At 40.0% G+C, this 13,078-nt stretch carries 15 protein-coding genes; 12 read left to right on the top strand and 3 right to left on the bottom strand.

Features of this window, described 5'->3' with window-relative positions; all coding sequences use genetic code 11:
- Nucleotides 1–7: 7 nt before the first annotated feature.
- Nucleotides 8–1,525 carry a F0F1 ATP synthase subunit beta gene (gene atpD, locus AC1W6K_RS03180; protein ID WP_395782965.1) on the bottom strand — a complete coding sequence of 506 codons (1,518 nt, stop codon included), beginning with the start codon at nt 1,523–1,525 and terminating at the stop codon, nt 8–10.
- A 176-nt stretch (nt 1,526–1,701) separates the two neighbouring features.
- On the opposite strand from atpD, the gene AC1W6K_RS03175 reads away from it, so the two are divergent.
- Complete coding sequence (locus tag AC1W6K_RS03175; protein WP_481946413.1) at nt 1,702–3,852, top strand: tetratricopeptide repeat protein; 2,151 nt, start codon at nt 1,702–1,704, stop codon at nt 3,850–3,852.
- 106 nt (nt 3,853–3,958) lie between these two features.
- Nucleotides 3,959–4,264, top strand: a complete 306-nt coding sequence (gene rpsJ / locus AC1W6K_RS03170) for a 30S ribosomal protein S10 (RefSeq protein WP_092014386.1) — start codon at nt 3,959–3,961, stop codon at nt 4,262–4,264.
- A gap of 54 nt (nt 4,265–4,318) precedes the next feature.
- On the opposite strand, the gene AC1W6K_RS03165 is transcribed toward rpsJ, so the two are convergent.
- Nucleotides 4,319–5,071, bottom strand: a complete 753-nt coding sequence (locus AC1W6K_RS03165) for a glycosyltransferase family 2 protein (RefSeq protein ID WP_481721756.1) — start codon at nt 5,069–5,071, stop codon at nt 4,319–4,321.
- 113 nt (nt 5,072–5,184) lie between these two features.
- On the opposite strand from AC1W6K_RS03165, the gene rpmH reads away from it, so the two are divergent.
- From rpmH to AC1W6K_RS03135, 6 genes are read left to right on the top strand one after another with little or no spacing between them, the layout of a single operon-like run.
- Entirely contained in the window at nt 5,185–5,340 is a 156-nt protein-coding gene (gene rpmH / locus AC1W6K_RS03160; RefSeq protein ID WP_127802947.1) for a 50S ribosomal protein L34, read from the top strand.
- A gap of 59 nt (nt 5,341–5,399) precedes the next feature.
- The gene (gene rnpA, locus AC1W6K_RS03155; protein WP_481721759.1) at nt 5,400–5,792 is read left to right on the top strand and encodes a ribonuclease P protein component; all 393 of its coding nucleotides are present in this window, start codon (nt 5,400–5,402) and stop codon (nt 5,790–5,792) included.
- The gene (locus AC1W6K_RS03150) at nt 5,789–7,438 is read left to right on the top strand and encodes a S41 family peptidase (protein ID WP_481946412.1); all 1,650 of its coding nucleotides are present in this window, start codon (nt 5,789–5,791) and stop codon (nt 7,436–7,438) included. The genes rnpA and AC1W6K_RS03150 overlap by 4 nt, the downstream gene beginning before the upstream one ends.
- A gap of 4 nt (nt 7,439–7,442) precedes the next feature.
- Nucleotides 7,443–8,126 carry a tRNA (adenosine(37)-N6)-threonylcarbamoyltransferase complex dimerization subunit type 1 TsaB gene (tsaB, locus tag AC1W6K_RS03145; protein WP_481946411.1) on the top strand — a complete coding sequence of 228 codons (684 nt, stop codon included), beginning with the start codon at nt 7,443–7,445 and terminating at the stop codon, nt 8,124–8,126.
- 1 nt (nt 8,127) lies between these two features.
- Nucleotides 8,128–8,655 (top strand): DUF2480 family protein, encoded by a 528-nt coding sequence (locus AC1W6K_RS03140; protein ID WP_481721765.1) that lies wholly within the window; start codon nt 8,128–8,130, stop codon nt 8,653–8,655.
- Nucleotides 8,656–8,677: 22 nt separating this feature from the next.
- The gene (locus AC1W6K_RS03135; protein WP_481721767.1) at nt 8,678–9,562 is read left to right on the top strand and encodes a fructosamine kinase family protein; all 885 of its coding nucleotides are present in this window, start codon (nt 8,678–8,680) and stop codon (nt 9,560–9,562) included.
- Here the strand turns inward: AC1W6K_RS03135 and AC1W6K_RS03130 are convergent.
- Nucleotides 9,548–10,792: a 4-hydroxy-3-methylbut-2-enyl diphosphate reductase gene (locus AC1W6K_RS03130; RefSeq protein WP_481721769.1), complete on the bottom strand. Its 1,245-nt coding sequence runs from the start codon at nt 10,790–10,792 to the stop codon at nt 9,548–9,550. The two genes, AC1W6K_RS03135 and AC1W6K_RS03130, sit on opposite strands and share 15 nt — an antisense overlap.
- A gap of 226 nt (nt 10,793–11,018) precedes the next feature.
- Here AC1W6K_RS03130 and AC1W6K_RS03125 point away from each other — a divergent pair, with 226 nt between their 5' ends.
- The 4 genes from AC1W6K_RS03125 to AC1W6K_RS03110 are packed head-to-tail and all read left to right on the top strand — an operon-like array spanning nt 11,019 to nt 13,076.
- Nucleotides 11,019–11,636, top strand: a complete 618-nt coding sequence (locus AC1W6K_RS03125) for a hypothetical protein (protein ID WP_481721771.1) — start codon at nt 11,019–11,021, stop codon at nt 11,634–11,636.
- An 8-nt stretch (nt 11,637–11,644) separates the two neighbouring features.
- Nucleotides 11,645–11,995, top strand: a complete 351-nt coding sequence (locus tag AC1W6K_RS03120) for a hypothetical protein (RefSeq protein WP_481721773.1) — start codon at nt 11,645–11,647, stop codon at nt 11,993–11,995.
- A 5-nt stretch (nt 11,996–12,000) separates the two neighbouring features.
- The gene (locus AC1W6K_RS03115) at nt 12,001–12,774 is read left to right on the top strand and encodes an exodeoxyribonuclease III (protein WP_481946410.1); all 774 of its coding nucleotides are present in this window, start codon (nt 12,001–12,003) and stop codon (nt 12,772–12,774) included.
- Nucleotides 12,774–13,076, top strand: coding sequence for a (2Fe-2S) ferredoxin domain-containing protein (locus tag AC1W6K_RS03110; protein WP_395782989.1), 303 nt, complete (start codon nt 12,774–12,776; stop codon nt 13,074–13,076). Before AC1W6K_RS03115 ends, AC1W6K_RS03110 begins: the two co-directional genes overlap by 1 nt.
- Nucleotides 13,077–13,078: the final 2 nt, after the last annotated feature.

Raw genomic sequence — 13,078 nt, 5'->3', positions numbered from 1 at the left:
GTTCAATTTATTTGGCAGCTTCCGCAATCAATTTTTCTCCTTTAATTACCGCATCCTCGATAGTACCTACCAAGTTGAATGCCGCTTCTGGCAAATAATCATATTCTCCATCTATGATGGCATTAAATCCTGTGATGGTATCATTGATATCAACAAGAACGCCTTTTAAGCCAGTAAATTGTTCCGCCACAAAGAAAGGCTGAGACAAGAACCGCTGAACACGACGCGCGCGTGAAACAACTAATTTATCTTCCTCAGATAATTCGTCCAAGCCTAAGATGGCAATAATGTCTTGTAACTCTTTGTAGCGTTGCAAAATCTCTTTAACACGTTGAGCTGTATTGTAGTGCGAATCACCCAAAACCTCAGCAGATAAAATACGAGATGACGAATCCAATGGATCCACCGCCGGATAAATACCTAATTCAGCAATTTTACGAGACAATACCGTCGTAGCATCTAAGTGGGCAAACGTTGTTGCCGGCGCTGGATCTGTTAAGTCATCGGCAGGTACGTAAACCGCTTGCACAGATGTAATCGAACCACGCTTCGTAGATGTAATACGCTCTTGCATCGCTCCCATCTCCGTTGCCAACGTTGGCTGGTAACCCACGGCAGATGGCATACGACCCAAAAGGGCAGAAACCTCAGAACCTGCTTGCGTAAAACGGAAGATATTATCAATAAAAAACAAAATATCACGTCCTTGACCTTCACCATCACCATCACGGAAGTGCTCCGCAACAGTTAAACCTGACAAAGCCACACGAGCACGTGCTCCAGGAGGCTCATTCATCTGGCCGAACACTAATGTAGCTTGCGACTTCGCTAATTCAGTTTGATCTACTTTTGATAAATCCCACTCTCCTGCTTCCATCGCATGCTTAAATTCTTCACCATATTTAATAACGCCAGACTCAATCATCTCACGTAGTAAGTCATTCCCCTCACGCGTACGCTCACCTACTCCTGCAAACACAGATAAACCCTCGTAAGCCTTCGCAATATTATTAATCAACTCCATAATCAATACGGTCTTGCCTACACCGGCACCACCGAACAAACCAATTTTACCTCCCTTAACGTAAGGAGCTAACAAGTCAATTACTTTAATTCCTGTAAATAATACCTCTGTCGTTGTTGCTAATTCATCAAATTTCGGCGCAGCACGGTGAATCGGCAATCCCTTATCAGACTTAGGCTGAGGAATGCCATCAATAGCATCTCCTACCACATTGAACAAACGACCCTTAATCCCCTCACCAGTAGGCATCATCATTGGAGTTCCTTTGTCAATCACCTCTTGGCCTCGTTGAAGACCTTCCGTACCCTCCATCGCGATCGTTCTTACACGATCTTCGCCTAAATGTTGTTGAACCTCTAAAATTAGATGCTGACCATTTGATTTAGTAACAGAAAGGGCACTTAAAATTGCTGGTAAATGCGACCCTTCTCCCTCGAAACTTACATCGACTACCGGCCCAATAACTTGAGCAACTCTCCCTTTATTAACTGCGTTTGCCATTTGAAAAATAATTATATGAAAATGAGATATCCATTCGAACTGCAAAATTAGTGTGTAAATTCCAATATGCAAAACGGATATTGTATTTTTCTCCTTTTTTTTGACAATATCGGCCCGATTCTTTGAATGAATTAAAGTTTATGTAGAAATTAGATTTTTAAAAATAAGCCAAAATCGTGCAACAAAAAATTCAAACGATAGTTCTTAGCCTTCTAAGCTTCCTTTGCCTCGCTTGCCTCGTATTTTTTTTCTGGCTAAAACCCGAACTTATTCAAGTTAAAGAATTAAGTGAATTAATTCCAGACCAAGGAATTGTCGATCAAAACCAAGCTTTAGAATTAAAAACGACCATCTTATTTGTCCGCCAATCATTTGATTTGGCCATTAATATGCCTACCGTTTGGCCACTACTAATATCTTGCATCCTTTCTGTAGTTGGATTAATTATCCTCGTTTTATATTTCAAAGAAATCACAAAAATTTCATGGGCATTTCTTTTAGCCGGCTTAGTACTCGGCATAGGCATCATTAGCTTGAATTCTCCCAAAATTAATTCCTTAGAATCTTTTCAATTGCTCGCTGAGCTCATAAACCTACTCGGCATTTTAGCTATCCTCGCAATCACTGTCTTATCGTCTGCAGCAATTCCACAATTAATTTTTCAGTTGGGCCACTCCCAAAGCTACTCCCAAAGCCAAAAAAACTGGTTGATTTTAGGGGGATTTTATCTCGTAAATATATTACTGAGTTACGGAAAAACGCACCTTTATTGGGATCTAAGCATATCCATTCCGCCATTACTCTTCGGAATTGCGGCCTGGGTTTTATTTATATGGAACAATAAGATTAATACACTTCTTCGCATGGGCCTTGCAACCTTGGCCATTACCACACTTTTTACTTGGGCGTCGTTGGGGAACGATGCTGGCATCGCGGCAAGCCAACATTGGATCTTGATATGTCAAATAATTATGGCATTTTTATTTCCCTTATTCTTGCTAAGTAATTTTCAATCGCCCATTCAGCAAAATTTACCGGTCCATAAAATTACACACAAGGCGCCAAGAGTCCCAATAAATTTAATTTACATCGGCGTATGTATTCTTGGTCTTGCATGGGTATTTGCCCGAAACGGAAGTGCTTTGCATCAAACAAAAGCAGCAATCGCCAACCAATCAGGCGATATCGCCTGGTTATTCCAAGATAAAAAGCAGGCAGAATTTGACTACCATAAAGCCATGGGGCATAGTAAACTAAACGGTCAGAGCAGCTTTCGATTAGCTAATTTGGCGATCGAATCAAACGATTTTGAAGCTGCGGCTTATTATTTAAGTACGAGCCAATTAAAACATCCGACATATGCTAGTTTTATTGGATTAGCCAACATATTTCAAAAAGAAAATCAGATTTTTCAGGCGCTTTTTACCCTTCAAAAGGGGAATCAACTATTCCCTAACAACCTTCAAATATTGACCCAACTGGCCCACACCTACGAAAGCCTCAACCTCATAGATTCTGCTCAGTATTTTTACCAAAAAGTAGCGTTAGCCTTTCCAAAAAATGCACTGGCGCAAGCTAACCTATTGTATTCCAAGAAAAAGGCATTACTAGATTTGCCAATAGATGACCCGTCAATTCGGACAAATAACCTTGCCATTTCACTCAAAAACGGCACTTTTTCGACCAACACCCCTTCAATTGAAAATCTTGAGCCAACAGGTGATTTACGCGATTGGGCAAACATCTACAACTCCATGCTTTATTTCAAAGGCAAACTAGGAATACTTCCAACCCAGCGATGGATTGCAAAAGGGTACGGAAATACCATCTTCCCTGAGTTGCAACTGCTTGACGCATGGCAAGACTACTACCACAACAAACCACTACGTGCACTTGAAAAACTTAGCCTTCTCGTGGATTCTGACGCAACAGGAAAGTTGGACGCCTATAAAAACATCCTAGAATTCTGGCATAAATCCATGCGCATGCCACACGGTCAAATACAGATCAAAGACTTAAAATCAGCCCTAAATGCGATTGAGGCCTACCCCTTCCAAGCGGATATTCTTCAAGAGGCTATCTTGATTTTAAATGCCAATAAATATGAAAAACAAGCTTATGAGGCCAGCTTGCAAGCAGCACGTTGGAATGAAGACGATGCTATATTTCAATGGATATATGCACTTCAGGCACTAAAAATAGGAGAAATCGATTATGCCAAAGAGGCTATGAATCATGCATTATCTCAGGATCCAAAATTGTTTATGGCACGTAAGCCTATCTTTGACCGTGAATTACAACAAGCCATAGGCCGACAAAAATTCTAAGTGGATTTGGTAGTCAGCCAATTATAGTTTAGTTTTGCAAACTGAATTTAATGCCCAGCGGAGTTAATGGTTCTTTCGCTCGGTATTCACTAAATGAACCAAATTTATGAATCAAAAAATTCGCATTAAGTTGAAATCGTTCGACCACACATTGGTTGACAAATCAGCTGAAAAAATCGTTAAGGCGGTTAAAGCCACAGGTGCTGTCGTTTCAGGCCCGATCCCATTACCTACAAAAATTGAGAAATTTACCGTTTTGCGTTCACCACACGTGAACAAGAAAGCGCGTGAACAATTTCAATTATGTACGTACAAGCGTTTAATTGATATCTTCTCTTCCTCTGCCAAAACAGTAGACGCGTTGATGAAATTAGAATTGCCTTCAGGTGTTGATGTTGAAATCAAAGTTTAACTTTCATTTGACTTCGCACACAAAAAACCTCTTTAGGAAACTGAAGAGGTTTTTTTATTGAAACAGTTGCATGATTTTACGAATGGGTTTAAGGGTTACCGTAAAAAAATACGGCTTTAAATCATTTAATGCCCAAGCTCTTCGATCCTCTCGATTAGCCACCCAGCGGTGTCTCCATGAAGCGGTGCTCGTTCCTCCGTTCCGCATTGTCATCAGCAACTTAGGCAAATAAGTAACCGAAATACGATTTTTATATAATGCCCGCAACATCCACTCGTAGTCGGCAGCACACGTAAAATCAGTTCGGTAATTTCCTAATCGCTCATATACATCACGCCGTACATAAAAAGATAAATGAGGTGGCATCCAACCGTAAAGCCAATTTTTAACTTGATACGCTCCAGCTTTCCAATACCGAACTACGCGCATTGATTCAGGATCAACAAATTGAATATCACCGTAAATAGCATCAGTTTGATTGGAATTAAAACTAGAAACGACGGATGAAATTACATCGTGGCTGGGATAGAAATCATCGGCGCCAATTACACCAACAATCTCACCGGAGATACGCGAAAGTCCTTTATTAAGCGCATCGTATATACCGGAATCTTTTTCAGAAATATATTGAATTCGGCCAGCATAGGATTCTAGAATTTCCACACTTCCGTCGGTCGAACCCCCATCAATGACCCAATATTCAATATTGGAATAATCTTGACCTAATACGCTGTCTATGGTCTGCCGTAAGGTGGCAGCCGATTGATAGGCAACAGTTAAAATGGATACTTTCACGGCGTGGGACAAAGAACAAATTTAAATATTATATTTTTTTTACTTGGGGCTTGACAAAAATATATTTTTACGTACCTTTGCAAACCCAATTCGATTCTAACGATCGGATTTAAATTAATAAAGCAATGAAAAGAACTTTTCAACCCTCAGTACGTAAAAGAAAGAACAAACACGGATTTCGTGAGCGTATGTCTACTGCAAATGGTCGTCGTGTGTTAACAGCACGTCGCGCTAAAGGTCGTCATAAATTGTCTGTTTCTGACGAGAAAAGAGGTAAATAAGCCATAGATTAGAGTAGAGCTGATTTCTGGCTAGCTGTTACTTAAAAAGTATTCTTGCCGTGAAATTCAATTTTCCGAAATCAGAGCGGTTAACGCAACTTAAAATTATTGATTCTTTATTCCAAAAGGATAGTCGAACGGTACGTAGCCGATTTGTCTATCCTTTTCGAGTTTTGTACCAAGTAAATTCCTCAGTATCGAGCCCTAATACGCCTCAAATCGTCATATCGGTACCTAAGCGAAAATTCAAAAAAGCCGTAGATCGAAATCTGATTAAACGTCGGATCCGGGAGGCCTACCGACTTACCAAGCCCTTTTTTGAAGGGGAAGACTTTCAATCGCTTCCTTGCTACATTGGTTTTGTTTATATTGGATCCGCTATTGAGCCTTATGACCTGATCAAAAAACGAATGGAATCCATAGTAAAGGAGTTTAGCACGGCAAAATCATGAGTTTAAAGAAAAAATATTCGCGAATTAGTATCAGCATTATATTCGGTGTGTCGTTAGCCTGCGCTTCTTTTATTGCCTCAAACGATCGTTTATTTGAAATTGCCAAAAATCTAGACATCTATGCTTCGGTCTTCAAGGAGCTCAATAAATATTACGTTGACGAAGTAGATCCTAAGAAAGCGATGCAAACGTCAGTTGATGCCTTACTAAAATCCTTTGACCCGTATACTGTATTCTACCCTGAGGACGAATTAGAAGATTTTTTGTTAATGACCACGGGGAAATACCAAGGAATAGGCATTCAGCTTACTGAAATTAATCAGAAGCATCACATAACCTTCATCGAATCAGCAAGCCCTGCCGAAAAGGCCGGTTTACATATCGGAGACCAATTGGTGGCAGTCAATAATATTCGCATGACTGACAAAACAGAAAAGGATCCTGCACTACTGATGAAAGGTGTTGCAAATTCCCCATTGGTGCTCGAAATTCAAAGACCTGGCGCGCAAAGCACACAAACATTTACCTTGACGCGTACGACCGTACAAATTAAAAACGTTACCTATTATGGAATTATCCAGCCTGGTGTCGGGTATATTCAATTAGATGAATTCAATGCGAGTGCTGCCAAAGAGATGAAAAGTGCGCTTATTTCTTTGAAACAAGAGGGAATGAAATCGCTTATTTTGGACTTACGAAATAACCCTGGGGGCTTGCTTACACAAGCAATCGATATTTGTAATTTATTTCTACCCAAAGGAAGCAAAATTGTTGAAACGCGTGGAAAAATCGAAGAATGGAATAAATCGTACGAAGGCTTAAATGCGAGCTTTGATACTGAAACTCCAATCGTCGTTTTAATCAATAAAAATTCAGCTTCGGCAGCAGAAATCGTAGCAGGTGTCCTTCAAGATTATGATAGGGCTGTGATTATTGGTCAGAAAAGCTATGGCAAAGGACTTGTACAAGTAACGCGTGATTTGCCATTTCATACAAAAATTAAAATCACCACGGCGAAATATTATACACCAAGTGGGCGCTGCATTCAAGCAGTTGAATATAAAAATGGATCAGCTATTATTCATGCAGATTCAATAAACCGCATTTTTCTTACAAAAAATGGGCGCAAAGTTGTTGACGGTGGGGGCATTACTCCCGATCAAGTTTTTCAAAAATCGCTGCAATCCCCATTTATCCTGTCTCTGCTTAAACAATACAAGCTCTATCTTTATGCGCTGAGCTATCGGGTTAAAAACCCTACAATTTCTCCGGCAGCCCAATTTGAATTGACAAATTCCGATCTGGCTAATTTTGAAAATTGGCTAGCCCAAAGTGATTATAAGTTTGAAAATAGTATTCATTCACAAGTTAAATCATTAATGACCTTGACTGAAAAAAATCCTGCTTACGCTTCATTACATCAAACTTTACTCGCAACCAAAGCAAATGAAAAACTAGCGTTGCATCAAGAAATAGAAGCTAATCAAGCTGAGTTAAAGCAGTTACTGAGTCAAGAAATTATCTTACATTATTATTTACAGCTAGGAGTGAATCAATGGTCAACCCTGCACGATCCGGTGATTCAAGCAGGCGTAGCATTAGTACAAAAAGTACATACGTATCAAACCATTTTGACTTCAAAATAAGCAAATGAGTTACATCCTTTCCATCGAAACAACAACTCCTCTCTGTTCTGTGGCACTCCATAAAGAGGGGCAATTATGCTTTTCGTGTGAATCTCAGGAGGATGGGGTGCATGGTAAAAAATTAACCCGGCTTATCGAGAAAACATTGAATCAATCTGGAATTCAATTAAGTCAGTTATCCGCGATTGCAATTTCCAATGGCCCCGGTTCCTACACAGGTTTACGCATAGGATTAGCCACAGCTAAAGGCCTTTGCTTTGGACTAGACATCCCGCTAATTACACTACATACACTAGAAATCTTGGCTGCGGCTTGGGAAGAAAAGAGTAGTAATAAACTATTGCTTCCTATGCTGGATGCGCGACGGATGGAAGTTTACACCACTATTTTAGATCCGAGGGATGGTTCAACTGTCCTGCATACGGCAGCTGTTATTTTGGAGCCGAATACATTTCAGGAAATTGACCGACAAATGATTGCGTTTGGTAATGGCGCGATGAAATGGCGAGAAACATGCCAACATTCAAAAATTGAATTTTCAGAGGCGCATCCATTTCCAGAGGCAAGAAATATGGGAATGCTTGCATTTAAGCAATTTGAAAAAAAGGCATACGCCCATATCGTTACGGTGGAGCCCAACTATTTAAAAGAGTTTATGGGTACGAAACCTAAAGCACACCAAAATTAATATGGAAGAAACTATCATCAATCGTGTCAATCAAAGTGGCTTAATTCAATTAGATTTAGAGACCATGCGCAAGCCAGGTGATCGGTTGTTTTTCGACCTGGCTCCGCTTCTTTTTATGGGCTTAGCGCTTAAAGAGAAAGATTACCGTGATTTTTTATCCGGAAACGATTGGTCTGTTTACAAAGACAAACACATCGCCATCGGTTGTTCTGCAGATGCAATTATCCCAACCTGGGCCTACATGTTGGCCGCAAGCTACCTCAATCCGGTTGCACATACCATTGTATTTGGCTCACTGGCTGATTTAGAAAAAACATTGTATCTAGCTCAAATTGAGGAATTAAATGCGGCTGATTTTCAAGATACACGAATTGTCATTAAAGGATGTTCGAAGGAGGCTGTGCCAACGGATGCCTATGTGGCACTTATGCAAAAATTACAACCTGTAGCTAAGAGTATATTTTTTGGTGAACCATGTAGCACAGTCCCACTTTTCAAAAAACCTGCGCAGCCGAAAAATAATTCCTAGATTTGTCATCGATTCTAATGCTATGTCACAACAATCCCAAGAACAATATCAGTTTATTGCCCAAATACTGAGCAAACATGCGGGGGAATCTGCCCAGATCGATGACTTTCAATTTTTTTATGGGGGAAATTTTAATTTGGCGGTAAGGCTGCGCATTAAAAATACCGAATATTTCATTAAGTGGACGCAAGGAGATTATCAAGGCCTATTTGAGGCGGAAGCTAAAAATCTAGAAACTATTCACGCTACTGGGGCAATCCAAGTACCGCGCGTATTGGGTGTTGGCCAATTGGAAGAAAAAGAATATTTGATGATGGAAGGCATTGAATCGGCTGATAAACAAGCAAATTATTGGCATGATTTTGGAGAAAAATTAGCCCATTTACATCAAAATACATCAGCACAAGGACACGGACTAGCCTATACGAATTTTATAGGCGCAGCTCCCCAGGAAAATTCTTGGACTTTGGACGGAGTAACGTTTTTTATCGAAAATCGCCTTAAAAAGCAAGTTGGCCGTGCCTTATACGATCGAAAAATAACACCTGAAATAGCGGAAAAATTTGAAACACTTTATGAGCGATTACCTAGTTTATTACCTCATGAGGCACCGGCCCTGATCCATGGAGATTTATGGTCGGGAAATGCCATGGTAAATGATCAAGGACTCATCACACTTGTTGATCCCTGTTGTTTTTATGGATTCCGTGAAGCAGAATTGGCATTTACTACGATGTTTGGCGGTTTTGACACAAAATTTTACGATGCGTACCATGCAAATTTCCCAATAGAAAAGGGTTTTCATGAACGCATTCCGTTATACAATTTATATCCGCTTATGGTGCATGTGAATTTGTTTGGAGAAGGCTACCTCCCTGCGGTAAATAAGATTTTAGCTACTTTTTAAAGTAGCTTCCCACGCCTCGACCACATCATCTGGAGAAACAGAACTTGGGAAAAAAGAAACTAATTTCCGGAGAATCTCCTCGATTACTGCATCAGGGCACGAGGCTCCGCAAGTTAACAAAACGACGATTTTTTCTTTTTTTGGAATGTAATCCACCGAATTCACTTCTGCTTTTTTTCGATTGTTAAAATGAATCACCTCTCGATTGGAAACGAGTTGATCTGCAGATTTTATAAAATAAGTGGGTAATTTTTCGGCACATAGGTCAACTAAATGTGCCGTATTTGAAGAATTATACCCCCCTGCAACTAGCGCAAAATCGGCTTCCACTTCAAGTAATCCGTAGGTCGCGCTTTGATTGTCATTTGTGGCATAACATAACGTATCGCGTGTATCAGCAAAATGCTCAGTAACTTGATCTGGACTTAATTGGTAGAACTCGACTAATACGTCGCGTAAATATTCACCTATTTCTTGCGTGTCTGTTGCGAGCATCGTGGTTTGATTAACAACCCCGATTCGAACTAAATCAGTATCGGGGTTAAACCCTACAGAATATTGACCATCAAACATATCGTAAAATTCATCTGCATCACCTTCCTTGCGTATATAATTAGCAAGTAATTTGGCTTGTGATAAATCCTTAATTACTAAAGTAGGCGTAATTGCTTTCGAATGCGAGAAAGTCGCTTTTGTTTCTTCATGGCTTGGTTTACCATGAACGATAACCGTGTAATTATTTTTACCAATTGCGTCCGCCCGATTCCAAACTTTTTCCACAAACGGGCAGGTGGTATCATACGCATACGTATCAATTCCTTGTAATTGTAGTCTTTGTTGTGTTTCTAGTGTAGTCCCAAAAGCTGGAACTATCACAATGTCAGCTGCATTCAACTCAGAAAATGGAACAAGCGGTAACCCCTTGGTGTCCTGCAAAAATCGTACGCCTCTATCAAACAAATCGGCGTTAACCGCTGGATTATGAATCATTTCGGAAAGTAAAAAAATACGTTTATCTGGATTTTCTTCAATAATTCGGTAGGCTGTTTCGACGGCATTTTCTACCCCATAGCAAAATCCAAAATGACGGGAAAGATGAACCTCTATCGGCCCGAAATCTAACTTTGAAGGGCTAAAGTCTCGTTTCAATTTATCACGTTGTCGACGAACCTCTTTAATTCGACCAATAAGATTACTTTTGAAAAGTGAAGGAATCGAAAATGATTTCATGGAAACTCAAATTAAGTAATTAACTAGCATTTAAACTGATTGCAACGCCAACAAGTTTTCAAATTTACCAAATCAGTGTCTCATTGCCTACATTTCATCGGGAACAAATGACCTTAAAATAATTTATTTCTCAAATGCGCAATAAATACCTTTGCCTGTTAAATAACTTGTCGTATTTTTGTTTTCCTAATAAATTTGGTCTAATCATTTAAAAACGTTCATCCCAATGAGCAACTCTACTTCCCGTGAGTATGGATTTAAGCGTTTTGTGAAAACAAGCTGGATTGGAGCGTTTGTGTTATCCTTCATTAAAAATCCTGTGAATTTTCTTTACACTGGACTAGGATTATTCGTTTTAATTATCAGTTTTGAGAATTCATTTAGTGATACCCCAACGCAAAAAGGCTATTTAGTTGGCACAATAGAATTCGGTCACGAAGGCGAACATGTTATTCAATGCGATGCAGTTTCTGCAAGTATTCGATCTGAATCAGGCCAAAAAGTGTTAAGCTTGACGGCTACAAATCAGCAATCAAAAGAGACAATTTATGTGAAGATATTCCAACTTAGAGGTACGGGTACGTATTTTATTCCTGGAGATGGAGAGTCTGGCAATATTGGCAATATCATTCACAATGTGGATGATTTCCGAAATAAAAACAATTTTTACGAAGCTAAAATGCCCGATAGTTCGGGTGTACAGAATGGGGTGGGACGTCTAAACATCACCTATTTGTCTGATACCGAAATTGAGGGCAATCTCGTGCTGATTGGTAACAATCCAAAAGGACAAAAAGCTGTGTTGGAGTCATCCAAATTCAAGGTTTCTATTGTCGTTCCCTAAATTTTCCCATGGAATTTGAACCCGCCATCGTGCACGCTTCATTTGAGGCGGTCCTAGACTTTTTTGAAAATCAGTTTCAGAAAAGGCCAACAGATTTAGAATCCGTTTTATTTTTAATCGGGGTACAAGAGTTGGGGCAAGGGCATGCGCACTTTACCAAGGAACAAAAACAAGATTTAATGCACATTGCGACCTGTAAAGTCCTCAGTTATAGCGGATTTTATGCCTTAGAGGGGCTGGATTCTGAAGGATGGCCCCACTGGAATTTAGTTTCACCTGTGCCAACCCTCAATTTAAAAGAACAAGATCTCTTGCTGAAAGCACATATTGTGCATTACTTTGAATCTGAAATCTTTTAATCGGCATGAAGATAATCAGCTATAATGTTAACGGCATTCGTGCCGCCATCCAAAAAGGCTTTATTTCTTGGCTAGCGGAACAAGCAGCTGATATCATTTGCATTCAAGAATTAAAAGCAGAACGCGAGCAAGTCGACACGCAAGAAATTGAAGCCTTGGGCTATCACATCTATTGGCACTCCGCGCAAAAAAAAGGTTATTCTGGCGTTGCCATATTTTCGAAAATCAAACCAAATCATGTTGAAATTGGATGTGGAATTGAAAAATACGATTCAGAAGGCCGCGTTATCCGAATCGACTTCGAGCATGTTTCTGTGATGAGTGTCTATATGCCCTCGGGCTCGAGTGGGGATGAACGCCAAGCATTCAAGATGGATTGGCTGGCCGACTTCCATGCGTATGTAACTAAATTACGAACTCAAATTCCGCATCTGATCATTTCAGGTGATTATAATATTTGTCACCGCGCAATTGATATCCATAATCCAAAGGGAAATGCCACTAGTTCTGGATTTTTGCCCGAAGAAAGAGAATGGATGGAAAACTTCATTCAAAATGGTTTTGTGGATACTTTTCGTCTGATTCGTTCCGACGAACCACATCAGTATTCGTGGTGGAGCTACCGTGCCGGTGCGCGAGGAAAAAATTTAGGTTGGCGCATCGATTACCACCTTGCCTCAGACAAGTTAAAAGAACGTATTCACAATGCCTATATATTACCAGATGCGATGCACTCTGACCATTGTCCTATTGTTGTTCAACTTAAACCTATCTCCTAATGCACTTCGAAAAACATGTATTTATCTGCGCAAATGACAAAGATGCCCCAAAAAAATGTTGCGGTTCAGGTCATAGCATGGAACTTATTGACAAATTCAAATCAACTTGGGCAGCACAGGGCTTAGATACCAAAATACGTATCCAAAAGGCAGGATGTTTAGATTTTTGCGGAAAAGGGCCCACCTTGGTTGTATACCCAGAAGGCGTATTTTATGGAAATGTTCAGCTTTCGGATGTAGAAGAGATTACTGAATCGCATTTGGTCAATAACACACCTGTAACACGCCTTCAAATCGGATAAGT

This window comes from Aquirufa sp., from assembly GCF_964796385.1.
This window is presented reverse-complemented; position numbering and strand designations above follow the sequence as displayed.

Excerpts from the sequence above, each read along its gene's own strand:
- atpD (WP_395782965.1), bottom strand. The coding sequence starts at position 1,525 with ATGGCAAACGCAGTTAATAAAGGGAGAGTTGCTCAAGTTATTGGGCCG.
- rpsJ (WP_092014386.1), top strand. The coding sequence starts at position 3,959 with ATGAATCAAAAAATTCGCATTAAGTTGAAATCGTTCGACCACACATTG.
- rpmH (WP_127802947.1), top strand. The coding sequence starts at position 5,185 with ATGAAAAGAACTTTTCAACCCTCAGTACGTAAAAGAAAGAACAAACAC.
- AC1W6K_RS03150 (WP_481946412.1), top strand. The coding sequence starts at position 5,789 with ATGAGTTTAAAGAAAAAATATTCGCGAATTAGTATCAGCATTATATTC.
- tsaB (WP_481946411.1), top strand. The coding sequence starts at position 7,443 with ATGAGTTACATCCTTTCCATCGAAACAACAACTCCTCTCTGTTCTGTG.
- AC1W6K_RS03140 (WP_481721765.1), top strand. The coding sequence starts at position 8,128 with ATGGAAGAAACTATCATCAATCGTGTCAATCAAAGTGGCTTAATTCAA.
- AC1W6K_RS03135 (WP_481721767.1), top strand. The coding sequence starts at position 8,678 with ATGTCACAACAATCCCAAGAACAATATCAGTTTATTGCCCAAATACTG.
- AC1W6K_RS03130 (WP_481721769.1), bottom strand. The coding sequence starts at position 10,792 with ATGAAATCATTTTCGATTCCTTCACTTTTCAAAAGTAATCTTATTGGT.
- AC1W6K_RS03125 (WP_481721771.1), top strand. The coding sequence starts at position 11,019 with ATGAGCAACTCTACTTCCCGTGAGTATGGATTTAAGCGTTTTGTGAAA.
- AC1W6K_RS03120 (WP_481721773.1), top strand. The coding sequence starts at position 11,645 with ATGGAATTTGAACCCGCCATCGTGCACGCTTCATTTGAGGCGGTCCTA.
- AC1W6K_RS03115 (WP_481946410.1), top strand. The coding sequence starts at position 12,001 with ATGAAGATAATCAGCTATAATGTTAACGGCATTCGTGCCGCCATCCAA.
- AC1W6K_RS03110 (WP_395782989.1), top strand. The coding sequence starts at position 12,774 with ATGCACTTCGAAAAACATGTATTTATCTGCGCAAATGACAAAGATGCC.